This window comes from Peribacillus sp. CSMR9 (assembly GCF_033141925.1).
In the GTDB taxonomy this organism is placed as follows: domain Bacteria; phylum Bacillota; class Bacilli; order Bacillales; family DSM-1321; genus Peribacillus; species Peribacillus simplex_A.
This window is the reverse complement of the sequence record NZ_JAOPHO010000015.1, coordinates 49751-74872: the sequence shown is the minus strand read 5'-3', so window position 1 is coordinate 74872 and position 25122 is coordinate 49751. Positions and strand designations below refer to the sequence as shown.

At 42.8% G+C, this 25122-nt stretch carries 19 protein-coding genes and 2 pseudogenes; 13 read left to right on the top strand and 8 right to left on the bottom strand.

Going from position 1 to position 25122, the window contains the following annotated elements; genetic code table 11:
* Window positions 1–372: 372 nt before the first annotated feature.
* The 4 genes and pseudogenes from N9I19_RS10090 to gltC all read right to left on the bottom strand — a co-directional run bounded on the left by N9I19_RS10090 (window position 373) and on the right by gltC (window position 3348).
* The gene (locus N9I19_RS10090) at window positions 373–753 is read right to left on the bottom strand and encodes a hypothetical protein (RefSeq protein WP_317777703.1); all 381 of its coding nucleotides are present in this window, start codon (window positions 751–753) and stop codon (window positions 373–375) included.
* A 250-nt stretch (window positions 754–1003) separates the two neighbouring features.
* Window positions 1004–1603, bottom strand: a complete 600-nt coding sequence (locus tag N9I19_RS10085; protein WP_317777700.1) for a hypothetical protein — start codon at window positions 1601–1603, stop codon at window positions 1004–1006.
* A 117-nt stretch (window positions 1604–1720) separates the two neighbouring features.
* Window positions 1721–2215: pseudogene (locus N9I19_RS10080) on the bottom strand (spore coat protein).
* Window positions 2216–2445: 230 nt separating this feature from the next.
* Complete coding sequence (gene gltC, locus N9I19_RS10075) at window positions 2446–3348, bottom strand: glutamate biosynthesis transcriptional regulator GltC (protein WP_317777699.1); 903 nt, start codon at window positions 3346–3348, stop codon at window positions 2446–2448.
* Window positions 3349–3482: 134 nt separating this feature from the next.
* On the opposite strand from gltC, the gene gltB reads away from it, so the two are divergent.
* Window positions 3483–8033 carry a glutamate synthase large subunit gene (gene gltB, locus N9I19_RS10070; protein ID WP_317777698.1) on the top strand — a complete coding sequence of 1517 codons (4551 nt, stop codon included), beginning with the start codon at window positions 3483–3485 and terminating at the stop codon, window positions 8031–8033.
* Between the two features lie 16 nt (window positions 8034–8049).
* Window positions 8050–9531: a glutamate synthase small subunit gene (gene gltD, locus N9I19_RS10065; protein WP_317777697.1), complete on the top strand. Its 1482-nt coding sequence runs from the start codon at window positions 8050–8052 to the stop codon at window positions 9529–9531.
* A 203-nt stretch (window positions 9532–9734) separates the two neighbouring features.
* Here gltD and N9I19_RS10060 read toward each other — a convergent pair whose 3' ends face one another.
* The gene (locus N9I19_RS10060; RefSeq protein ID WP_317777696.1) at window positions 9735–10370 is read right to left on the bottom strand and encodes a FusB/FusC family EF-G-binding protein; all 636 of its coding nucleotides are present in this window, start codon (window positions 10368–10370) and stop codon (window positions 9735–9737) included.
* A 143-nt stretch (window positions 10371–10513) separates the two neighbouring features.
* Window positions 10514–10777, bottom strand: coding sequence for a CD3324 family protein (locus N9I19_RS10055; protein WP_317777695.1), 264 nt, complete (start codon window positions 10775–10777; stop codon window positions 10514–10516).
* A 348-nt stretch (window positions 10778–11125) separates the two neighbouring features.
* Between N9I19_RS10055 and N9I19_RS10050 the strand changes: the two genes are divergently transcribed.
* Complete coding sequence (locus N9I19_RS10050; RefSeq protein ID WP_061465292.1) at window positions 11126–11770, top strand: SDR family oxidoreductase; 645 nt, start codon at window positions 11126–11128, stop codon at window positions 11768–11770.
* A 43-nt stretch (window positions 11771–11813) separates the two neighbouring features.
* Here N9I19_RS10050 and N9I19_RS10045 read toward each other — a convergent pair whose 3' ends face one another.
* Window positions 11814–12380, bottom strand: coding sequence for a sugar O-acetyltransferase (locus tag N9I19_RS10045; RefSeq protein WP_317777694.1), 567 nt, complete (start codon window positions 12378–12380; stop codon window positions 11814–11816).
* Window positions 12381–12753: 373 nt separating this feature from the next.
* On the opposite strand from N9I19_RS10045, the gene brnQ reads away from it, so the two are divergent.
* The 4 genes from brnQ (at window position 12754) to N9I19_RS10025 (ending at window position 18117) form a co-directional block, all read left to right on the top strand.
* Window positions 12754–14085: a branched-chain amino acid transport system II carrier protein gene (gene brnQ, locus N9I19_RS10040; RefSeq protein WP_317777693.1), complete on the top strand. Its 1332-nt coding sequence runs from the start codon at window positions 12754–12756 to the stop codon at window positions 14083–14085.
* A gap of 351 nt (window positions 14086–14436) precedes the next feature.
* Window positions 14437–15303, top strand: coding sequence for an ATP-binding protein (locus tag N9I19_RS10035; protein ID WP_317777692.1), 867 nt, complete (start codon window positions 14437–14439; stop codon window positions 15301–15303).
* A 15-nt stretch (window positions 15304–15318) separates the two neighbouring features.
* Window positions 15319–17235 carry a vWA domain-containing protein gene (locus N9I19_RS10030; RefSeq protein ID WP_317777691.1) on the top strand — a complete coding sequence of 639 codons (1917 nt, stop codon included), beginning with the start codon at window positions 15319–15321 and terminating at the stop codon, window positions 17233–17235.
* 186 nt (window positions 17236–17421) lie between these two features.
* The gene (locus N9I19_RS10025; protein ID WP_061466258.1) at window positions 17422–18117 is read left to right on the top strand and encodes a hypothetical protein; all 696 of its coding nucleotides are present in this window, start codon (window positions 17422–17424) and stop codon (window positions 18115–18117) included.
* 51 nt (window positions 18118–18168) lie between these two features.
* Here the strand turns inward: N9I19_RS10025 and N9I19_RS10020 are convergent, their stop codons facing one another.
* The gene (locus tag N9I19_RS10020) at window positions 18169–18288 is read right to left on the bottom strand and encodes a DUF4023 family protein (protein WP_061465287.1); all 120 of its coding nucleotides are present in this window, start codon (window positions 18286–18288) and stop codon (window positions 18169–18171) included.
* 97 nt (window positions 18289–18385) lie between these two features.
* Between N9I19_RS10020 and N9I19_RS10015 the strand changes: the two are divergent.
* From N9I19_RS10015 to N9I19_RS09990, 6 genes and pseudogenes are all read left to right on the top strand, one after another.
* Window positions 18386–18579: pseudogene (locus N9I19_RS10015) on the top strand (SDR family oxidoreductase); the annotation flags it as partial.
* A 348-nt stretch (window positions 18580–18927) separates the two neighbouring features.
* Window positions 18928–20301 (top strand): sensor histidine kinase, encoded by a 1374-nt coding sequence (locus N9I19_RS10010; RefSeq protein WP_317777690.1) that lies wholly within the window; start codon window positions 18928–18930, stop codon window positions 20299–20301.
* A gap of 9 nt (window positions 20302–20310) precedes the next feature.
* Window positions 20311–20895, top strand: coding sequence for an ANTAR domain-containing response regulator (locus N9I19_RS10005; RefSeq protein ID WP_284469458.1), 585 nt, complete (start codon window positions 20311–20313; stop codon window positions 20893–20895).
* Between the two features lie 146 nt (window positions 20896–21041).
* Window positions 21042–22313 carry an ethanolamine utilization protein EutH gene (gene eutH / locus N9I19_RS10000; protein WP_317777689.1) on the top strand — a complete coding sequence of 424 codons (1272 nt, stop codon included), beginning with the start codon at window positions 21042–21044 and terminating at the stop codon, window positions 22311–22313.
* Window positions 22314–22331: 18 nt separating this feature from the next.
* Window positions 22332–23738 carry an ethanolamine ammonia-lyase reactivating factor EutA gene (locus tag N9I19_RS09995; protein WP_317777688.1) on the top strand — a complete coding sequence of 469 codons (1407 nt, stop codon included), beginning with the start codon at window positions 22332–22334 and terminating at the stop codon, window positions 23736–23738.
* A gap of 18 nt (window positions 23739–23756) precedes the next feature.
* Window positions 23757–25121, top strand: coding sequence for an ethanolamine ammonia-lyase subunit EutB (locus N9I19_RS09990; RefSeq protein WP_317777687.1), 1365 nt, complete (start codon window positions 23757–23759; stop codon window positions 25119–25121).
* Window position 25122 lies beyond the last annotated feature (1 nt).

Below are 25122 nucleotides of genomic sequence, written 5' to 3'. Positions count from 1 at the left end.
GGAGTCTCGCACTTCCGCTCCAATCAACCTTAAATAGTTTCGTTTTAAAAACAACAATCTTTACGAAAAGAGCCTTTCATTAAGAAAAGGGACATGTGAATATAGATTGTCACTTAGAGTTATTTAATTTCACCTATAAACCTAATTTCCCCTTCATAACTGTACCTATCTTCATTGTTTAATCCATTCTTTATATCCTGATATATGTGTTTCATTAGCTATAGATGATCCCCACTCTGTTTGATTGTTTCTTTCATCAGGTTTAAAGTGTCCATTTTTGATGTTCGTCAGTCCTATTGAAGAAAATATAGCTATGATTAATAGAGAGATAAACATAAAATGATTTTTACATAGTTTTTGTTCATTTGTTTTTTAATCTTGAGATAAGTAATCAAAGTCAGCTTCTTGAAAGGTAGGAAGTTGTTCTTTGATATTTAATTTTATCAAGATTTCTTGTACATAATTTCGAATAGTCATCATGTCAAAAGGAAAATTAAAAACAAACTCTTCTTCTACTTTTAAAGTATGTACATGATAAGAGCACTGATGTTTCATCCCTAAAAGATCTTCACTGTAGCTTAGTACGTCTTGATGAGATGAGTCAGATAATTCGAAATTTGATAAAAGATAGACATCTATAAACTTATCTTCTACATTCTTTAGATTTTTATTTTTATCATGGATTAGTAAAAATGCATTTTGTTCTTCATCGGACAAGTCTACTTGAAAAAATTCGGAATTTTTCAATCTCATTAATCTTTTAAATCTAGCATTAATCGCTCTAATTTTAATCAATCCTTTTCATATTTCATATTTAAAAAATATTAGCTTTCCACTGATTTGAAGTGTAAAACCAAAAGTAATACCTAGAGTAATAGTCAACAGTAATCATTATAGAACTCAATTGGAAATTTCATCGTGTTCTCTTTAATTCGTTTAATTTGAATGAAAAACAAACTGTGCAGGGCAAGTTCGATTCAACTTGTCTCCTGCACTAGTAAGCTTATTTAGTAAATTCACTTCTCAGAAGGTAGACGACATCGTATTCCTTTAACTCTTCCATATGACGATCCATGTCATTGAAAAAACCATTGGAAAGTGTATGTATTCCTTCATCTCGGCTTGAATAACAAATACTCGCCAACGCAAGCTTTTTTGTGTTGTTTATATTGAATTTACTAGGACTGCCCCATACGCTGGAACCCTTTTCTGCAATGGTTTCAGGATAAGTGGCTGTATCCGTACCATCGTCGTTTTGAATGCTGATGTTGAACATCGAAAGATTTTGGCCATCAACCGTTTTGGAAGTCGTAAAGATGATTGTCCCATTATCTTTGACGGCAGTTGTCATGCGTCCCATTTCAGGTGCGACAAGTTTACCAAATTCATATTTTTCGACCCAGACGGCCATCTTCTTGTATGTATCATCAACATTGAAATCGACAAGAAAGAAATGTTCACTTGTATTCTCAAGGATGGCTTTTTCCCTTGCTGATAACTCAGGAACTGAAAGGGTATTCTCGGGTTTTGGATCATCAGCCTTACAGGCGGCTAAAGAAAATGAGAGCAGGGATATGATGATGGATAATAAGATCTTTTTCATAGATTTTCACCCCCTTGATAATATTAACCTAATTAAACCCAATTATTAAATATTATAACATTTAAGAGTCGGAACGGGGTAAAAGGCAAGCGATCGGTGCGCTTACCTTTTTTGCATTTAGAATGGCTGTGAAAGAGCATTATTGGCAACATCCACGTCATTTTGAAGCAATTGGTTTAAGTTGTAAGTAGGATAGAGATTTCTTTCATAAAGGTAGTTGAAAATCTTGAAATGGATATCGATGGCTCCATTTAAATGTTTAATAAATACCTTTCGAAGGGAAGGGGTGGCTGTTTCAGAAATGGCACCTGCATAATTTTTGATGGATGTTTTGGCAAGCCCCAGCAATTCTCCGGCAGCAGCGGCCGATGCTTCATCCCTTAATACATCGCCATCCAGGTCCGTCTTAGGTGTCAATGGGTAAAATTGCAGCAATTCCATGATGTTTTGGGCAAGGGCATCAATGGTTTGCCTGTAAATCGTTTTTAGAATGGGGTCCTGTATTGTCGGATAGGCTTTTTTCAATTTAATAAGGGTAATGGACTAGGCTGCGACCAATTCATGAAGTTCCAGTGTTTCATGCCAAGCAAGATGTGAATGGGTGGGTTTCATATCAATTCCTCCTGTACAAATAATCTTGATACGTTATTCGAACAGTTGGCTATAGGTAAGTTGTCTAATGAAATCATTTATGGATAAGGCCCTTCGCTCACATTCATAGTTTAGAAGGATTGCGCCCCTGGCTTCCATACGCTTTTTCCGGAAAGAGGGGCAGCTTTACCGTATTAATGCTGATGGGGCTGAATGCATGAAAGATGAATGGAACATTCTAAAACCATGATTTATTGGTATTGCTCGAGAACAGAGAAAAACTTTTTGGCAAATTGGTAGAAAAGTTCTTCCGATGGTGCCAATTCCCTGTTTTTTGGTGTGATGATGCCAACAGTCCGTTTGACTTCAGGGGTGTCGATCGGGATTTTGACAGTCAGTCTTGGAGTGACTTCATAAAAGGTACTGTCAGGGAGCAGACTGACCCCAATTCCGGCTGATACGAGCCCTTTTATGGAATCCATGTCTTCACCTTCCGAGGTGATGTTCGGTGCGAAACCGGCTGCTTTGCATGCTTCGATAGCGATACTGTGAAGGATGTATCCTTTGGGAAACAAAACGAATGGATCATTTCGTAAATCACTTAGGCGCAGACTCTTCCTTTCCGCCAATGGGTGGGTTATGGGCAGCAAAGCGGAAATATTTTCCGTGAACAGGATATGACCTTCGATATCTGGATCGTTTATCGGGATTGGTCCAAGAAAGGCTAATCCGATTTCGCGATTTTTGACGGCTTCCTTTAAAGAGGAATAAGATCCCTGTCTTAAGTGGAACCCGATACTCGGCTGCTCATCTTTAAAAGCGGAAATGACGGTAGGCAGCAAATGGGTGGAGAGGCTGGTCGGGAACCCGATTTTAATGGTTCCGTGTTCAGGGTCCAAAAATTCCTCAATTTGATATTTGGCATATTCTATCGCTTGTATAGCCGTTTTTGCATGAAATAGAAATATTTTACCAATTGGAGTTAACTGAATATTTCGGCCGGTTTTTTCAAATAAAAGAACGCCAAGCTCATCTTCCAATTTGGAGATTTGCCGGCTGACTGCTGATTGTGCAATATGCAGGTGCACTGCGGCTTCAGAGACGTGTTCTCTCTCGGCAACTTCAACAAAATAACGTAATTGACGTAGTTCCATTTATTCATCCTCCTACCATTCATCTCAAATTGAGATAGGTTCTATTAGAATTATATATTGTTTATATCAATTTGAAAACCTAGAATAAAATGTAAGTGACATACCGGTGTAAGAATACGATGGGGGCGATTAATATGACATACAATCAAATACCAAAAGCACAAGGGCTCTACCATCCTGAATTTGAACATGATGCATGTGGGATCGGGTTATATGCTCATTTAAAAGGGCTTGCTACACATGACATCGTCAAACAAGGACTGAAAATGCTGTGCCAATTAGATCATCGCGGCGGACAAGGCAGCGATCCCCTTACAGGAGATGGTGCAGGATTAATGGTGCAGATTCCTGATAGATATTTCAGGCTGGCATGCCCGGAGATGAACTTGCCGGCAAAAGGAAGCTATGGAGTAGGCATGCTCTTTTTCTCTAACAACGATGATGAACGGAATGAAATCGAAGCTCGTTTGAATGCATTTATCGAACAAGAGGGCCAAACGCTATTAGGCTGGAGAACGGTTCCTGTTGATGCAACGAAAATCGGGGAGGTCGGCAAGGAGACATGTCCGACGATCCGCCAAGTATTCATCGGGGCAAGCGTTGGGCTGACAGATGATTTAGCTTTTGAGCGTAAATTGTTCATTATCAGAAAACAAGCTGAAAACTGGGCTCGTGAACGCGGCAATCGTTTTTATTTTGCCAGCCTTTCAAGTGCTACGATCGTATACAAAGGATTGTTGACACCAGAGCAGGTGGATGCCTTTTATCTTGACCTTCAACAGGAGGATTTCGTTTCTGCTTTCGCTTTAGTGCATTCACGCTTCAGCACGAATACTTTTCCTAGTTGGGAACGGGCACATCCAAACCGTTACCTGATTCATAATGGCGAAATCAATACGCTTAGAGGTAATGTGAATTGGATGAAAGCACGTGAGCAGCAGTTTGTTTCAGAAGCATTCGGGGATGACCTGCAAAAGGTCCTGCCTATTTTGGATATAGACGGCAGTGATTCCTCGATTCTTGATAATGCACTTGAATTCTTCGTTCTTGCAGGGCGTAAGCCGGCACACGCGGCCATGATGCTCATTCCAGAACCGTGGACCGAAAATCCACATATGACGAAGGAAAAGAAGGCATTTTATGAATATCATAGCATGCTCATGGAGCCATGGGATGGTCCGACGGCCATATCCTTTACGAATGGCAAGCAAATCGGGGCCATCCTTGATCGAAATGGTTTAAGGCCGGCAAGGTATTATGTGACAAAAGATGATTACATCATTTTCTCATCCGAAGTCGGCGTGATCGATGTGGAGCCGGAGAATGTATTATATAAAGATCGTTTAAGCCCAGGCAGAATGCTTTTAATAGATTTAGAGGAAGGCCGTATTGTTTCCGATGAAGAGATCAAGTCGGAAATGGCTCAGGAAAATCCATACCAGCAATGGCTGGACGAACAGCTTGTTCAATTACGTGACGAAGAACCTGTGCTTGAAGGGGAGCCATTGAGTGATTTGTTATTCAGGCAAAAAGCGTTTGGATACACGTATGAAGATGTCCAAAAATATCTACTGCCGGTCATTAACGAAGGCAAAGATCCACTGGGCAGCATGGGGAATGACATTCCGTTAGCGGTCTTATCCGATCGCCCGCAATCGCTCTTCAACTATTTCAAGCAATCCTTTGCCCAAGTTACCAACCCGCCAATCGATTCGCTTCGTGAACAGATCGTCACGTCAACGATGACATTTCTAGGTGCGGAAGGGGATTTGCTGAAACCGGATGAAACGAACAGCCGCCGCATTCAATTGGATTCACCTGTATTGACGCCAGGTCAAATGCAGCAGTTGAAAGAAAATGCCTTTCCGGAATTCAGAAGCAAAGTCATTCACACTTTATTTTCAGAAGATTTAGAGAATGGACTCGATCGCATCTGCCGTGAAGCGGAACAAGCAATCGCTGATGGTGTCAGCCTTTTGATATTATCTGACAAGGATATGGGCAAAGAAAAGGCAGCGATTCCTTCCCTGCTGGCTGCAAGCTCCCTTCATCAAGAGCTGATCCGTCATGGGAACCGTACGAAAGTGAGCATTATCGTTGAATCGGGGGAAGTAAGGGAAGTCCATCATTACGCATCCCTGATCGGGTATGGAGTGGATGCGATTTACCCGTACCTTGCTTATGAAACATATAAGCAGGCTGTATTGGAAGGCAGTTTAGCCATCAGCTACGAAGAAACGGTAAGGAAGTATGTACGATCGTTGACAGAAGGCATCGTAAAGGTGATGTCGAAAATGGGCATTTCCACGATTCAAAGTTATCGCGGCGCACAAATTTTCGAAGCGGTCGGAATCGGTGCTGATGTAATCGAACGTTATTTCAGCGGTACGGCATCGCAGCTTAGTGGGATCGATTTGGAAACGATAGCGGAAGAAGCGTTGATTCGCCATAGGAAGGCTGCAGCTGATTCGTATGATCAAACTCTTGAAAGCGGTAGTGATTTTCAATGGAGAAAAACAGGGGAACATCATGCTTTCAATCCTAAAACGATCCATACACTGCAATGGGCCTGCCGGAAAGGCGATTATAATTTATTTAAGCAATATTCAAACTTGGCGAATGAAGAGAGACTTGGTTTTTTACGGAATTTATTTTCGTTCGATCAAAAGCGCCAAAGCATTTCAATAGATGAAGTGGAATCCGTGGAATCCATCGTCAGCCGATTCAAAACGGGCGCTATGTCATTCGGTTCATTGAGTCAGGAAGCACATGAAACACTTGCGATTGCAATGAACCGTTTAGGCGGAAAAAGCAATAGCGGTGAAGGCGGGGAACACCCTAGCCGTTACCAAGTTGATGAAAACGGTGATAATCGCCGCAGCGGGATTAAACAAATTGCGTCCGGTCGTTTTGGAGTGAAAAGCCATTACCTTGTAAATGCCGATGAACTTCAAATTAAAATGGCGCAAGGTGCAAAGCCAGGTGAAGGCGGGCAGCTGCCGGGTAACAAAGTATATCCTTGGGTCGCAGAGGTCCGTGGTTCCACACCAGGTGTCGGCCTGATTTCACCGCCTCCGCATCATGATATCTATTCGATTGAAGATCTGGCACAGCTGATCCATGATTTGAAAAATGCGAATCGTGATGCCAGGATCAGCGTCAAGCTTGTATCAAAAGCAGGCGTAGGCACGATTGCAGCCGGTGTGGCCAAAGGAGCCGCGGATGTCATCGTTATCAGCGGGTATGATGGCGGAACTGGTGCTTCACCAAAAACAAGTATCAAACATACCGGTCTTCCTTGGGAGCTGGGCCTTGCCGAAGCACACCAAACACTGATGCTGAATGGCCTGCGCAGCCGTGTAGTCCTTGAAACGGACGGAAAGTTAATGACGGGGCGCGATGTAGTCATGGCAGCCATCCTTGGTGCGGAGGAGTTCGGTTTTGCTACGGCACCGCTTGTGGTCCTTGGCTGTGTCATGATGCGTGCTTGCCATTTGGATACATGTCCAGTGGGGGTAGCTACTCAAAACCCTGAGCTTCGCAGCAAATTCACTGGAGATCCGGATCATGTCGTGAATTTCATGCGCTTCATCGCTGAGGAAGTGCGGGAAACGATGGCTGAGCTTGGTTTTAGAACACTAGAGGAGATGGTTGGCCGCACTGATGTTTTACAAGTGAGCGAGCGGGCACAAAACCATTGGAAAGCGAAGCATCTGGACTTGACGACACTTCTTTTCCAACCGGAGGGAATACGTACGTATCAACTTCCTCAAAACCATAAAATCGAAGAATCCTTGGATATCCGTGAGATTTTACCTGTGGTGCAGCCTGCTTTAAAAGATCAAACCCAAGTGGATGTCAGCTTCCCGATTACAAACGTGAACCGAGTGGTCGGAACGATTGTCGGCAGTGAAGTATCCAAACGCTATGGGGAATTCGGCTTACCAGAAGATACGATCACACTTCGTTTTACGGGATCGGCGGGCCAGAGCTTCGGTGCGTTCATTCCAAAAGGGATGTCGATGTATTTGACAGGTGATGTCAATGACTACGTTGGGAAAGGCTTATCTGGCGGAAAGATCATTGTCACGGCACCTGCAGGCAATCAGATTGAGGCCGGGGACAATGTAATTGCCGGAAATATCGCATTATACGGTGCAACAAGCGGCGAGGCCTACATTAATGGCCGTGCCGGAGAACGATTTGCAGTACGGAACAGTGGAGTCAATGTCGTCGTTGAAGGAATTGGGGACCATGGCTGTGAGTATATGACAGGCGGACGCGTGGTCATTCTGGGCGACGTCGGCAAAAACTTTGCGGCAGGCATGTCAGGCGGCATCGCTTATGTACTTGCTGATGATGCAGAAGAATTCAAGGCATTATGCAATGGCGAAATGATAGAATTCGAGACGCTTGATGATATGGATGATGCCAACGAGGTAAAAGAAATGCTTTACAGCCACCTTCATTATACAGAAAGTGCCAAAGCATCGTATGTACTGGAGAACTGGGAGGATTTCGCTAAGAAATTCGTAAAGGTCATTCCGAAAGATTACAAACGGATGATGAAAAGCATCAATGAGCAGAAGCATGCAGGGTTAACGGATGAAGAAGCGGTCATGAGTGCATTTCAGGCGAATGCCGTTCAAGATAAAAAAATCACTAAACAAGCTGTGATGCAGTGAGGAAGGGGAGAGAAAGATGGGAAAAGCAACAGGATTTATGGATTACCAGCGTGAAAAGCCAAAAGACCGGAATCCTCTCACTCGTTTAAGCGACTGGAGAGAATATACAGCTCCTTTCTCTGATGAAAAGTTAAGTACACAGGGAGCGCGGTGTATGGACTGCGCCACCCCTTTCTGCCATATGGGCATGGAGCTGAACCGAGTCACCACGGGCTGTCCGATTCATAATCTGATCCCGGAGTGGAATGATTTGGTTTACCGCGGCAGATGGAAAGAAGCATTGGACCGTTTGTCGAAAACGAATAATTTTCCTGAATTCACAGGGCGCGTTTGCCCTGCCCCATGTGAAGGGTCTTGTACGGTAGCGATAAGCGATCCTGCCGTTACCATCAAGAACATTGAACGGACCATCATTGATAAAGGATTTGAAAATGGCTGGATCACGCCTCGCATCCCTGAGAGCAGGACCGGCAAGAAAATTGCCATCATCGGTTCGGGCCCGGCAGGATTGGCGAGTGCTGATCAGTTGAATCAAGCAGGTCATTCGGTCGCGGTTTATGAGCGCTCCGACCGTGCAGGCGGGCTGTTGACATACGGTATCCCGAACATGAAACTTGAAAAGGATGTCGTTGCACGCCGAATCAAATTATTGACCCAGGAAGGCATCGATTTCATTACCAATACAGAAGTGGGAAAAGATATTTCAGCCGAAGAACTGCAAAATCAATACGATGCAGTCATCCTATGCACAGGTGCCCAAAAGCAGCGTGACCTGGAAATTGAAGGTCGCGGGGCATCAGGCATTCACCTTGCAATGGATTACTTGACGACTTCGACTAAAAGCCTGTTGGACTCCAATTTTGAAGACGGCAAGTTTATAGATACTAAGGGGAAGGACGTCATCGTCATCGGCGGCGGGGATACAGGAGCTGACTGTGTCGCGACGGCCCTTCGCCAGGAATGTAAGAGCGTCGTACAATTCGGGAAGCATCCAATCCTTCCGACGTCCCGTACATCAGATAATATGTGGCCTGCCTACCCGAATGTATTTTCCCTTGAATATGCATATGAAGAAGCGGAAGCGAAATTTGGTGCAGATCCGCGTCAATATTCAATCCAAACAAAGAAAATCGTAGCCGATGAAAATGGCAATGTTAAAGAACTGCACACAATCTCCATGGAAAAAGTTAAAGGCGATGATGGAATATACATTTTCAGGGAAATTCCAGGAACTGAAAAAGTATGGCCTGCACAATTCGTTTTCATCGCAATCGGATTCGAAGGGACCGAACAGCCGCTTTTAACTCAATTCGGCGTTGAAACAGTCAATCAAAAAATTGATGCCGTCTATGGCGAATACAGAACGAATGTCGAAGGCGTTTTCGCCGCCGGAGATGCAAGAAGAGGGCAAAGCCTCATCGTTTGGGCGATCAATGAAGGCCGTGAAGTAGCACGTGAAGTGGACCGCTACTTGATGGGTTCGTCGGTATTGCCTTAATAGAAAAAAGAAGTGCCATATGGTGCTTCTTTTTTTTATTGTGGGAAAAGTGGAATTCACGAGTAAAAGGCCGAAACTCACGAGTAAATGGTCAAAATTCACGAGTAAAAGGCCGAAACTCACGAGTAAAAGGCCGAAACTCACGAGTAAGTGCACGAACTCGAAAAAGCAATCCTTCACCATTAAAGGATTGCTTTTTCGTACTATTTCAAGCGCTCGATGAAATCATTCATTTTATCCAAAGTGGTTATGTTCTGGTTGCATTTCATGCTGTCCAGGCAAATATAATTCCCTTTTTTTATGAATGTCCCTTGGACGGTTCCTTTTGTTTCGGACATGAACATCCCTATTTCTTCAAAGCGACTGCAAATGGCACAGATTCCTTTTTTGTTGGTTGGTTTAATGGTTCCGTGCAATCCTGTGAGTTTATTATGATGGTGTGCAATGATGAATTTCTTTCCGGAACCGACATCATCCCATCCCAAGTATGAAATCTCTCTCAAATCGATGTTTTCCAACAAAGGGGCTTTTAATTTCTTTGCTTTCGGAAATAATTTTTTTATCGTTTTTTCGGTTACTTCTTTAAATGGGATCACAAATGGCTTTACCTGTAAGAGAAAGACTTCGGCCTGTGCGGGATCTTTAATGGTATCCACTGGATCCAGCAGTTGTTTTTGCTCTTCGCTCAAGTCATTGAATAAGCTTAAAACCCTTTCTTTTGCGACTGTTTTCAGGGTGTGGATCACATCCTTATCGTTGGCGGTCGCGTGTCCATTTATGAGAATCTGTGTTTGGGATTTAATGAAGTTATACTGCTCGCTTCTGATAAAAGGTTCCATTTTCTTCACTCCTGTTTCTGCAAGTGTACCGTTTTTCTTTACTTTACATAAATTGCATTTGCTTTAAAAGGGGGAAAACGACTAAGAAACATACTCGGCATACAAATAGCACTGATATCATTATCAGTGCTACACATGCAATCCTATTTGGAATAAACGATTTTCTTGATGGTTTCCGCGGAGAGAAAATATTCCTCGGCTAATTGGCGGATGCTATGCCCGTCTTTGAATGCATATTTGATAGAGGCATTTCGGTCATCGATCAATTCCCTTGATCCCGAACAGGTTCCCCATTTGTTATGAGCCTTTTCAGGTTTAGGGATATATATGGTTTCGCCTTGCACATACTTTTGGATTTCAACGATCAGCTTTTCAGGCAAAACGGCCGTCGCTTTTACATATTTCATTTCTGCCAGCCCCTTATTCTTTTTTAAGAATGAAATAAGGTGCAAAGCCAAATATTAGAAATGATAAGTCGGGCGATTAAGTTTAGCTTAATTTAACCCCATGCAAAGTATCGCCTCCAATACTAGGCTTTGCATGAGACGCTGCAGAAGGTGGCATTAATATTCTTATTGCCATCTTTACACCTCCCCTTTATGTCCCTAAAGAACACGTATTGTCATTATTATAAAATATATATGGGTGGTTGCCAAACTTTTTCCAATGTATGACGGGCTGATTGTTTGAAAATGAGCTGTGTACATGAAATAATTTGAACTGTAACCAAACTAACCATTATGGGAGCTGACTTTATGAAAGTATTCGTAGTTGGGGCAAATGGGCAGATCGGTAAACACCTGGTAGATTTATTAAAAGATAGCCCGGATCATAGTGTAAGGGCAATGATTCGTAAAGAAGAACAAAGGCAACATTTTGAGAAAAATGGAATCGAATCTGCAGTCGTCAGCTTAACGGGTTCGGTGGATGAGATTGCGAATGCGGCAAAAGGCTGTGATGCCATCGTATTTACAGCGGGATCCGGAGGAAGCACCGGAGCTGATCAAACGCTGTTGATTGATCTGGATGGTGCTGTAAAAACGATTGAAGCGGCAGAAAATTTGGGAATCGACCGATTCATCATGGTGAGTGCTTTTCAGGCCAATAATCGCGAAAACTGGAATGAAGCCATCAAACCGTATTATGTGGCCAAGCACTATTCGGATAGGGCATTGTTACATAGCGATTTAATATTTACCATCATTCGGCCTGGCGGACTAGTGAACGAACCGGGAACGGGCAAAGTGACTGCCGCTGAAGAATTGGAAAGGGGTTCGATTTCACGGGAAGATGTGGCTCGAACGATTTTTGCGTCATTGACCGAGGAGAATACCTACAAGCGTTCTTTCGATTTAATCTCTGGGGATACTGTGATTGCGGAAGCATTGAGGAATATTTAACGGACAAATGGAGGCAGGGCCACTCAGGGGCGAGTGAGCTCTGCTATTCAATTCCTTCAATTTGCTTGATGACCTTCGCTGGGTTTCCAGCGACAACAACGCCATCAGGAACATCTTTTGTTACGACGGCCCCTGAGGCGACGACGGAATGACTCCCAATTGTAACGCCAGGATTGATGATGGCCCTTCCGCCAATCCATACATGATCCCCTATCGTAACCGGCTTTCCATATTCCACTCCAGAACAGCGTTCGAAGGGATCCAGCGGATGTGTGGCAGTATAGATATGCACTCCGGGAGCCAACATGCAGTCCCTGCCGATTTTCACCTCACAAACATCCAAAATGACACAATCGAAATTGGCATAAAAGTTTTCCCCGACAGTAATGTTATATCCATAGTCACAGCGAAAAGTGGGTTCAATATATATATTTGTTCCAATGGAACCGAAAAGCTGTTTCAGCAGTGAGGTTCGTTCATCACCTTCGTTTTCGGTTGTCTGATTGTATAACCGGGTTAACCTTCTCGCATTTTCCCTCTCCCTTATTAATTCCGGATCAGCAGCCATATAGGGTTCCCCGTTCACCATCTTTTCTTTTTCAGTAATCATATTTCCTTCTCCTTTTTTCTTGTATTTATATAGATATTTATATAGAATTAATAAATATCTGAATATTAAAACATTTTATTCGCAAAATAAATTGCAGTACTTTTTACTCAAATTTTCTGCTGATTCTAAATGCCTCACTCATTTTCATAAAAAGAAGTAAGAAAAGAAAGATTTTTCCGAATAATTAGTGAAATAGTTTTGACAAACGTTCCATCGGATTTTATAGTTAGGAGAGTTATGTATAATTCATAGTTTCATGTAAGTACATGTTAACAGATAAGTAGAATAGACAGAAGTTCATTTAACCTTTATCGGAAATTGATGGACAACTCTTTTCTTCGTTTAAGAGAATCAAAACAATGGAGGCCTCATTATGTCACAGAAAGCACCACTCTCTTTTATTATTGTTACAGGATTAATGCTTTTCGCTTTATTCTTTGGTGCAGGAAACTTAATTTTCCCTGCCATGCTCGGTCAGTCAGCTGGGACCAATTTATGGTCGGCTAGTTTAGGATTCATCATTACTGGGGTTGGATTGCCATTCATTACAATATTGGCATTTGGTTTTTCAGGCAAAAGTGATGTCCAATCGCTTGCGAGCAGGGCACACCCGATGTTCGGCATCATTTTCACGGTCGTTCTTTATTTATCATTGGGACCGCTTTTCGCTCTTCCGAGAACGGGGAGTGTATCTTACGAAATAGGGATTAAACCTTTCCTTTCCAATGATGTCGGTTTTTTACCATTGCTGGTATTCACGATCATATACTTTGGAGTTGCCTGTTTATTATCGATCAATCCATCAAAAATGCTGGATGTTGTCGGCAAAATATTAACACCGCTATTATTGATTTTCATCGGGATCCTCATTGTAGTCGCAATTATTAACCCAATGGGTGAAATCCAGTCACCATCGGCAAATTATTCAGATAATTCTTTCTTTAAGGGATTTAAAGAAGGATATTTGACAATGGATACACTGGCTGGATTTGCTTTTGGGATCATTATCATTAATGTAATCAAAGATAAGGGAATCACTTCAAGAAAAGAAGTGTTAGGCTTCTGCATGAAAGCCGGCTTAATAGCCGCTTCTTTGTTGGTGATCGTTTATACGGCCTTGACTTATGTCGGGGCGACAAGTGTGGAAAAACTGGGTCACCTGGATAATGGCGGAGACGTTTTGGCTCAAGCCTCACATCATTTTTTCGGACCGGCCGGTGCAGTGTTGTTGGGATTGATTGTGATCGCAGCATGCCTAACTACAAGCATTGGGTTGATAACGGCTTGTTCTACGTACTTCAATAAATTACTGCCTGTTATTTCGTATAAATCATTTGTCGTCATCTTCTCCGTTTTTAGTGCGGCTGTTGCCAATGTAGGTTTGACCAAGCTCATTTCTATTACGGTGCCTGTGTTAACGGTGCTTTACCCCGTGGCGATCGTTTTGATTGTGCTAACGTTCTTCCATTCCTTTTTCAAAGGGAAATCGGAGGTTTACTTAGTAAGCTTGTTATTAACGGCCATCATCAGCATCATTGATGGATTAATGGCATCAGGGATTAAAATGGAAACTGTTTCGGATCTTTTCAAACAATACCTTCCACTATATAGTGTAGGGGTAGGGTGGGTGATTCCTGCCATAATCGGCGGTTTATTGGGCTATATGATAAGCCTGATGAAAAGGGACCCTGAGGAAGCCTATTAAGGTCTTCATTAACTATATGAGAATGAACTTGAAATCATGAAAGGTGCTGTCTTGATGACAGCTATTCAGACGGTAGGCAAACTCAATAATAATTGAGTTTGCCTACCGTTTTTTTGAGGGTCTGTTGATTGGAACGTAGGGCACTCGCTTTCCGCGGGCGGCCCTCGGCGCCTTTGCACCTGTGGGTCTCCCTTTGATGTGCTTTTCCCGCAGAAGTCTCGCACACCCGTTCCATTCAACTGAACGTTTTTTTCTACAAACTGGAGCTGTCTTGATGACAGCTCTTTTCCTTAGTGTTTGTTTTTAATGGGAAAGAGCCTTAAAATGTTCAGAAAGGGGTGTAGGAACAAAATGATTAATCGATTACCAATAGAAATCGCAAATATATTACAAGCAAGCAAAAAGAATCCTGCTCAATTTGAGGAATTGATAAGGAGCGGCGGATATCTGCCTCCCGAGATGGAGTTGATGATAGATGCCATTACGGCCTTGAGCATGGGGAAGAATATCCTTTTGAAGGGTCCGACAGGGGCTGGAAAGACAAAGTTTGCCGAGACATTATCGAATTTATTCAACCAGCCAATGTTCAGTGTCAACTGCTCAGTCGACTTGGATGCCGAAAGCTTATTGGGCTTCAAGACGTTGGCTTATAAAGATGAAAAACAGGTGATAGAATTCGTACCTGGGCCTGTGCTCAATTCGATGACTCACGGTCATTTCCTATATATAGATGAAATCAACATGGCGAAGCCGGAAACACTGCCGCTTATCAATGGGGTGCTTGATTACAGAAGGACGATAACGAATCCGTTCACGAATGAAGTCATCACTGCAAAAGATGGCTTTAATGTAATTGCTGCAATCAATGAAGGGTATGTCGGTACAGTGCCACTGAATGAAGCGCTAAAAAATAGGTTTGTCGTCATTGAAGTTCCTTATATCGAAGGGGAGCAGTTAAAGCAATTGATAGAAACCAATACAAAGCTAAAGGATCCAAGAAGCATTGAATTGTTCGTTAAACTGTCGAGTGATTTGATAAAAGCCGTGAATCAAGGGAAAGTGGCTGAAGATGCGGCATCGATCAGGGCTTTGCTCGATGCTTGCGATCTGAGTGTATTGATCCCGCCGAAACGGGCAATTCTCCGTTCCGTTGTGGATAAGTTGGACGAGGAACGGGAGCGTGAGTTTGTGAAGAACTTGGCTGACACATTATTCTAACTAGGAGAATGCCTCATGAAGTATATCCGATTCAATGATTCAATAATTGATACGGCCCTTTTTTTACAGCTGCAGGATCTCTCGACTGTCTTATCCGGCATTCCTGAGCTGGAATTCGAATACAATTATGGCTCTTTCATTGATCTGATCGAGTATAAGGTAACAGCCAGCCATTTTTGGGAAAACGGAAATAAGGAAGTGAAGGAAGCCGGGCTGAAAACAGACGTGCTCCTTAGGACGATAGGTACGCTGCATCATTCAACAATCCAGAGCATGAAGGAGTACCAGGACATCATCGGGGAAAGTTCGCTTCCGAAGTTTGCAGCCCAATTATTCGCTATATTGGAAGACTTGCGGTTGGAAGAATTGGTGAAGAAAGAAAGGCCAGGCACGAAAAAATGGTTTTCGGTAAGGAGGGCTTACCTTAAACAATATTTCGAAAGCCAATTAGCAACGAATATCACAAGAAGTTTTGCACTGGATGAATTATACTGCCTCATATATTTACTGCTTCAATCCGACAGGCCGGACCCGATTTTCCCCAGGGCCAATGTACGGCAGCTGGAAGAACTGGAGAAAATCAAACCTTTCATCCATTCGGTCTTTGAAGCCACTAACACCAGTGATATCACGAGGATTTGTGAGCAAATCGTATTTCGTGTGAACGATGAGTACAAGGATACGATGAATGAATATTTCATCTTCCCAATTGCAAATGTGGAGAAGTATACAGCAAATACCTTATTTGATGAACTGACTAGAAATGATGATCTGTTGAACGATGATACAGAAGATGTAGACGAAGAAAAAAGTGAGTTTATTGATGAAAAGTTCTCGACTTGGCATCGAGAGAATAAGAACGGCGAGAATAATTCGACCTTTCTTCAATTTGAATTGGAGCAAGGAACGAAAACAAGTCTGATGGGCGGAGGTGCGCGTGAAGCGGAAGATGCCGACCAAGCACTGGCTTCGATTCAGGGCTCATCAGGGGAAAGTCAACAAAAGGAATACAATCAGCAGGAAACGCTAGAGAAGAAACAAACGAATATTGGCAAAAGTGGTGAACATCCATTTGGTGAAGAAAATAAAGACGTCGTTCAGGTAATTAAAGAAGCCAAAATACCAACACTTACTGAGGAGAAGCGCTATCGTGAGTTTGTTGCCGATATCGAACCGTTTAAGAGAAAACTCTCCAGTACAATTGAAAAGACATTGGAAAATAAAAAGAATGCACCAAGAAAAGATTTGGTTTTTGGTCGTTTATCGAAGAAATTACTGCCGCTTGTACTTGAAGAAAATCCAAGGGTTTTTTATAAAAAGAACCAGGATTCAAATGAAATGGATGCCGTATTCACATTGCTTATCGATTGCTCGGCTTCAATGCATAACAAGATGGATGAAACGAAACGGGGGGTCGTCCTGTTTCATGAAGTGCTGAAAAAATTAAGGATCCCCCACTCGATCGTAGGTTTTTGGGAAGATGCAAATGAAGTGAGAGAAGGATATCAGCCGAATTACTTCCATGTAATCCAGTCCCATTCCGATTCTTTTTATCTGAATTCAGGAGCGAAAATCATGCAGCTTGAACCGGAGGAAGACAACCGGGACGGATACAGTATCAGGGTGGCCACAATGGAATTGGAAAAGAGACGTGAAAAAAACCGTTTCTTGCTCGTATTTTCCGATGGTGAGCCGGCAGCTGCCGATTATGATCAAAATGGAATAGTCGATACACATCTGGCCGTATCAGAAGCAAGGAAAAAAGGAATAGAAGTCATAGGCCTGTTTTTAGCGGATGGCAGCGTAGATGAAATTGAAGAAATGACGATGAAAAACATCTATGGCAAAGAACGGTTAATGATTCCGAGTGTAGCTGAATTACCCGAACAATTTACACCGCTGTTAAAAAAACTACTGCTTAAGTCGATTTGATATGAAACATACTAATAATGAAATTGGAAGTTATGATAGATCCTGATTGATAAATTGATAAACGCAGTAGGATTCAGATTTGGATCTTACTGTGTTTTTTTGTTTGTCATGCCAGTTCTTCGCAGTAAGTGAATGATTTCTTTGACGGGATTGGGGTAAACCATAGATGAGGAAGTGATCATTTTGATGAATTTAGTGTTTATGCTACTTTATTTTATAATTATTGTTCTTGTTATTGAAATATCGGTTACCTTGCTGAAATTGACTGGATTAAAAAGCACTGTAGCCAGATTTCAGGTTATCTCCATGCTTACAGGTACTGGTTTTACAACTGACGAGTCAAAATCCATTATTGATCATCCCGTTCGAAGGAAAATAAGCATGTTTTTAATTTTATTTGGTGCCTTCTCACTTGCTGTCATCATTTCATCGATTAGTACATTGCTTACAGATGACCTTCGTTTGATGGAGTTAAGCATCATTATTGGAATATTGGTGGTTTTAGCCATTTTTGTGAAAACTCCGTTCCTGAATAATAGAATATCGAATAAGATGCGCAGTGAGATGTACAATCATTATGAATTATGGGAACATCCGATAGAAGAGGTCCTATTTTTAGAAGATGAAGACGTGGTCATGGAGATTGATATTTATGAGGACTCCGAATTCATTGATGTCAAAGTGTTTGATGTCATACCACATGGAGCGGACATCAATATTTTATTTATTGAAAGCGGAGAAGTGAAAATCAGGAAAGAGTTATATGAGTATAAAATTAAATTAGGGGATAATCTCTTTTTATATGGAAATAAAAAGGAGATAGAAGACACATTTTCAAAAGAAATCGAAGTGATGAAGAAGAAAAAAAGTACACCGGAATGAAAAAAATCCCTGCCTTAATATAAGGCGGGGATTTTTTGGTGATGGGCTTCATTAATGTTTTTTATTCGGTAATTTCTGCGCGGGGTTGCCGTTACCTTGGCGGCGAAAATTGCCTTCTTCCTTTTTTTGCTGCTCTTGAATGCTCTCAACAAATTCCTTTGAACTTTTCATGGAATGGACCTCCTCCGTTATTTTCTTCTTTACTATAACCAAAAGAGGTGAAATTCATGAGTATGGAAGGGGATATTCTTCGCTTATCAACAAGGCTTCGATCAATGCAATTGCTCCAGGACCGGTTAACACAGAGTTGTTTATGTAGGGCCGCAAATTGAAGGGATGAAAAAAATGAATGCCTCCGGACGTTTAGGTGAAACGAATGACATTGCCAATGTGGTTTCATTTTTAGTGAGTAAACAAACCCAATGGGTTACGGGTCAGACGAGTAGGGTAACTGGCGTTTAATTTAAATTGCTTGTCATTCAATTAATTAAAGCAACGTAATGATGAAAGTTGCTCTAGTATTTCTTTCATTTGAATTTAACCATTCCATTGAATTGTTTGAGCGATGATAAGAAAGCGCCAGATAAGAGGAACCGGATAAAAAACAAGGGCAGGTAAAAGTGGATCCATTTTTGCCAGGCGACTCCTGCTAATGCAATGGTGGCCATGAAATTGAATACTATTTAAATATCGTTATCTAATGTTAGAATACATAACATTTGAATATTTTGAATATTGACAAAAATAAGGGCGGTAACTATAATAATCAATAATAATATCCATGAATAAACGTTTATTGGGGTTTTGCCTATGGAACGGACAACTGCTGTCCGAGAATTATGTGAGATGCATACTCACTTACTGGACAAGGATATTCAAACTCTTGAAAACTTGTCTGCGAATTTATCGTTGATAGCCAATTTGAATAAAGCGAATGTCTTTATTGATTGTCCGGTGCTTGAAGGGAAGCATGCCATAGTCGTGGCAGAGGCAAGCGCACATTCCGTAAAATCGGTTTACGATCATCCGGTTGTCGGGAAATTTGCCTATGAGGCTTTTGAGCCGGCAGTATTTTATGTATTGCGGACCGGAAAGGACATGTTTGTGAATCGCGCATTGACTCAAGAGGGAGCGATGGTGGAGCAAAGTGTCGTTCCGGTCAAGGGGGAATGCAATCGGGTCATAGCCGTTTTGATCATGGAGAAGGTGATTCAAGAAGAACCTGAAACGTTTAATCAGTTTGGAAAGCAAGATCAACAAAATTCCTTAGTTCCCGAATTTATCGAAGAGTCCATTTTCCTGATTAATAGCCAGAACCGACTTGTCTATACGAATCCCGCCGCCATTAATTTAGTAACGGAAATATGTTTGACCGACTGTGTGTTAGGGGACTCCATTTTAAATTATTTTCCAGGCTTTGCAGATGTTCTTGCTTCAAAAGAAGAGATTTTAATGATGGAACTGAACATTGGTAAAAAGATTTTCCAAATAAGGAAGTTCCATTTAGGCAACAAGAATGCCAATGAAACGTTCATCATCATCCGGGATCTGACTGAACTGCGGGATAAAGAGAGAGAGCTGATTAGCAAGTCAGTAGCCATTCGTGAAATTCATCATAGGGTGAAGAATAATTTGCAGACTGTTGCCAGTTTACTTCGGCTGCAAATGAGGATAGGGGCCCCAGAAGAAAGCAAGCCCCATTTATTGGTCAGTTTGAACCGGGTGTTAAGCATATCGTCGGTTTATGAAATCATTTTGGCAAGCAGCCATGTCGACCACGTGGATTTATTGGAGCTCATTAAGAAAATAGGAGATATGATTGTTTGTACGGAGGATCATGCCCGTAATGTCATAAGCATTGAATATTCGGGGGAGCTTCATTCCATTGATTCCGACATCGGCATTTCCGTCGCGCTGGTGGTGAATGAGCTCATTCATAATTGTGTGAAGCATGCTTTCATGGAAGGGACGGATGGGAAGATTACCGTATGCTTTCACAAGGATGGTCCTGAATTGGAGATTCAAGTTAAGGATGATGGCATCGGATATTCGCCGGCAGTGAAACCTTCTTTGGGTCTGGATATCATCCGTATGACAGTGGAAAATGATTTGGAAGGGGAGTTTTCTATTCGCCAGATTAAAGGTGGTACCCTGGCTTCTGTAAGATTTCCATACAAGAGGTAGGTGGGAGACGTGGTCAAGAGGATTTTGGTCGTGGAAGATGAATCGATCGTTCTCCTTGATATAACGATTATGCTCAAGGATGCAGGCTTCGATGTGGTTGGACATGCACGTGACGGCGAGAAGGCGATTGAATTGGCACATGCACTGCAGCCGGATCTCGTTTTGATGGACATAAAAATGCCTAAAATGAATGGGCTTAAGGCTAGCGAGGTGATTTCCAATACCTTTCAGATACCGGTCCTGCTTTTAACTGCATTCAGCCAGCGTGAATATATCGACGAGGCGAAACGGGCAAATATCGTAGGATATCTTGTAAAGCCAATAACGGAGGCGGATTTGATTCCGGCAGTGGAGATAGCTTTACTGCAAGCAGCCAATGCAAAAAAGTATCAGGAACGAAATGCCCAATTGGATGAAACGCTCACAAATCGTAAAGTCATTGAAAAGGCAAAAGGAATTATCATGAAAAGGAAGAATGTATCGGAAGAAACCGCTTACAAAAAACTGAGAAAGCTTAGCATGGATAAGCAGCTTTCCATGGAGACAGTGGCACGCCTAATCGTTACAAAGGATCAAAAACAAGTAAATAGATGAAGCAATGGCGCTTTGATGGACCAAATTGGTTGTAGGTAGGCAATTCTACTGAAATAACCAAAGTTTGGGCTATAAGAGGCGTCTTTTTTTATACCCTTTTTTAAAGTCGATAGGCCAAATCAAATCGTAATTCAGGGGGAATATGTATGGAGATGGTAGGTAAATTCGTTATTTATATCATTATGGTGTGTGCCGTTGTCGGTGCAATGGCATCGATTAAAGACAGTGAGCAAGGCTTGGGCAAACAGTTCATGGAAGGTTTGCATACGGTTGGCCATATATTTATCCCGGCAGCTGGAATCATGGCCTCGATCCCTTATTTATCATGGTTCATCGATACAGTATGCGGCCCGATCTTCGCAGCGATCGGTGCAGATCCCGCACTCGCTGCAACAACGATTTTGGCAACGGATATGGGCGGCTATCAATTGGCGGCCGAGCTGCAGGAATCATATGAAGGCTGGATCATGGCGATGATTATCGGATTCATGTCTGGAGCAACGATTGTATTCTCGATTCCAATGGGGCTTGCCATGCTAGAGAAGCGTGATCATAAATACATGGCACTTGGTGTCATGTCAGGGATCCTGACGATTCCCATTGGCGCCTTTATCTCAAGCGTGCTAGTGGTGGCAACGAATTCGAAAATTCGCGAAGTGATTTCCACGAATGCGAATTCTACACACGAATTCGCGTTGAGCTATTTGAAAATTGCCTTGAATCTTTCTCCACTTCTTATTTTTGTGGTGCTGCTTGCGTTAGGTCTTTATTTCCTGCCGGATTTGATGATCAAAGGGTTCATGTGGTTTGGGAAAATATTGGATGCCGCGATTAAACTTGTACTCGTGTTTTCAATCGTGGAGATTTTCACCGGACTGTTTTCCAATGTATTTGGCGCTTGGGGGTTCCATCCCATCATGGCCGATAAGGCAGACCAGTTCCGTGCCCTGGAAACGGCAGGGTATATCGGGATTATGCTGGCAGGTGCTTTTCCAATGATTTACTTGATTCAAAAATATGCAGGCAGGCCGCTTGAAGTGATGGGCGGGAAAATCGGATTGAGCAAAGCGGGGAGTGCAGGGATTTTAGCCACGGTAGCCAATATATTGGCGATGTTCAAACTTGTTAAAGATATGCCTCCGAAGGATAAGGTCATAAACATTTCCTTCGCTGTGTGTGCGGCTTTCCTATTAGGCGATCATTTATCTTTCACTGCCAACTTTCAGCCATCCTTAATTTTACCCGTCATAGTAGGCAAGCTATCTGCCGGCGCTATTGGAATCGGTCTTGCTTACTGGCTGTCCGTTCCGAAAGCTTTGGAATTGGAGGAAAAAGATCGTGCAGCGGGAGTCATCGGCATAAATGAATATAAAACGAATAACCAGGAAGAAGATAGCGATGAAATCCAAGTGGTGTAAAACTGAGGTGTGAATTTAATGAATGAACAGACGGAACGAATCATCAGTGCAGGAATCGATATTGGCACTAGTACGACGAAACTTGTTATTAGCGAGCTTTCGCTTAGGAATGTGGCGGGTGGCGGACAGGTGCCAAAAATAGAAATTACCGATAAGAAAATTCTGTATCGAAGTCCCATTTTCAAGACCCCGCTTTTATCCGATACGGTAATTGATATACCTGCTGTTCAAAGTATGGTGGAAAGTGAATACCATCAAGCCGGGATCACGATGGAAAACATACAAACAGGGGCCGTCATCATCACAGGTGAAACGGCAACCAAACAAAATGCAGAAGAAATGGTATACCGGTTATCCAAAGCGGCAGGGGAATTCCTTGTAGCGGCAGCTGGTCCGGATTTGGAGGGAATCATTGCCGCAAAGGGATCTGGTGCCTATCAACATTCGATTGAGACAGGAAAGACTATAGCGAATATAGATATTGGCGGGGGAACGGCGAATATTGCCGTATACCGTTCTGGTATGCTTTGCGGAACTTGCACACTGCATATAGGAGGCCGTTTGGTGGAATGGGAGGGAGCGAAGGTGAAGGTTGCTCCTTCAATAGGAAAATGGCTGAAATCAAAAGGGTATTCACCTTTGAATGTTGATGGGGTAATCATCGCAAATGAAATGTCTAAGGTGCTTTCGAGGTTTTTGGCTGGTTCATTCACAAAAGAAGATGAACTTCTATTAGTGGGGAAGGAGCCATCTTGGACAGGACGAATAGATGTGTTGATGTTCTCGGGAGGTGTCAGTGATTGCATCTATCATGAAGAACGGGAAGACAAAAGCTTTCAGGATATCGGCATGATGCTTGCAACCTCTATAAAGGAAAATGAAGTATTGGCTGCATGGGAGTGGGAACAGCCCGTTGAAACGGTTCGGGCGACTGTTCTAGGAGCAGGCACGCATACAACTGAAATCAGCGGTGCTACCATCGAGGTGAATGATTCTCATCTGCCAGTCCGTAATATCCCAGTCTACCGCATCGATTTTCAAGGCGTGCTGGATGATGGAACCGGGACAATGGCACAATCGGTTCAGGATGCGATAACGATATACGATCCACTAAAGGAAGGACTGAATTTTGCCTTTTATTTAACGAATTTACCTTATCTATCTTTTCGGGACATACAGCAGCTCGCAGCCGAATTTACCGAGGCTTTGATGCAAAAACCGAATCAGCAGCAACCTCTGATAATTGTGATGGACAGTGATTATGGGAAGGTGCTTGGTCAAACATTTCTAGCGAACCGACCAGATTTGCCGGTCATCTGCATTGATCAGACACAAGTGGAACATGGGGATTATTTAGATATAGGAAGGCTGCTGCGGACAGGGGTCGTTCCGGTTGTCGTAAAAACACTGACCTTCCACAACTAAGAAACGGAGGATTATACGATGAAATTATCTACTCAATACTTTGGGGAAATCCATCAATTCAAATCGTTGAAAGAAGTCTTGGCCAAAGCGAATGAAGAGAAATCAGGAGATAGGCTTGCGGGAATTGCGGCGGATTCTGTCCAAGAGCGGATTGCGGCGAAAGCTGTGCTTAGCGAATTGACTTTGGCGGACATTAGGAATTATCCCTTACTCTCCCCGGAAGAGGATGAAGTGTCACGGATCATAGATGGTCTCATCAATGGAACCATCTATCAATCTGTGAAGAATTGGAGCGTTGCCGAGCTTCGTGAATATATTTTGAGTGACGAAACGACAGGTGACGATTTAAAGCGAATAAGCAGGGGGCTGAATAGTGAAATGATTGCTGCGGCAGCCAAGATCATGTCGAACCTTGACCTTATCCATGCTGCCAATAAAATCGAAGTGCTCACAAAGAATAATAGTACGATTGGATACAAGGGAACGCTTGCCTCGCGCCTTCAGCCTAACCACCCGACTGACAATGTGGATGGCATGCTCGCATCTTTGAAAGAAGGTCTCTCCTATGGAATCGGGGATGCCCTCATTGGAATCAACCCTGTTGATGATTCAGTCGAAAGCGTAAAGCGGCTGCTTCATGCGACACAGGACGTAATCCAGAAGTGGAATATCCCGACCCAAAATTGTGTACTTGCGCATGTGACCACTCAAATGAAGGCAGTACAGCAGGGTGCACCTGCTGATATGATCTTTCAAAGCATAGCCGGAACGGAAGCGGCCAATCGTTCTTTTGGAATTGACGTTCAATTGCTCGAAGAAGCCAACGAGGTGGCAAAGGCTCATGGGACCGGCACAGGTCCGCAGCATCTTTATTTTGAAACGGGGCAAGGCTCCGAGTTATCGGCGGAAGCGCATTTCGGAATCGATCAGGTGACGCTTGAAGCCAGAAACTATGGGTTTGCCCGCTATTTTGATCCGTACATTGTCAATACGGTCGTCGGATTCATCGGACCTGAATATCTATATAACAGCAAGCAGGTCATCCGCGCCGGGTTGGAAGATCATTTCATGGGAAAAATGCATGGTCTGCCGATGGGAGTGGATATTTGCTATACGAATCATATGAAGGCGGATCAGAATGATATCGAAGACCTGGGTGTACTTTTAACGGCGGCTGGTGTGAATTTCATCATCGCAACTCCGATGGGGGATGACTGCATGTTAAACTATCAGTCTTTGAGTTATCACGATATAGCGACATTGAGACAAACGATGGATAAGCGGCCAGCCCCATTATATGAAGCTTGGCTGGAGAAGATGGGGATTCTGGAAAACGGCAAGTTAACGATGCGTGCCGGTGATCCAACTATATTTAACCATTAGG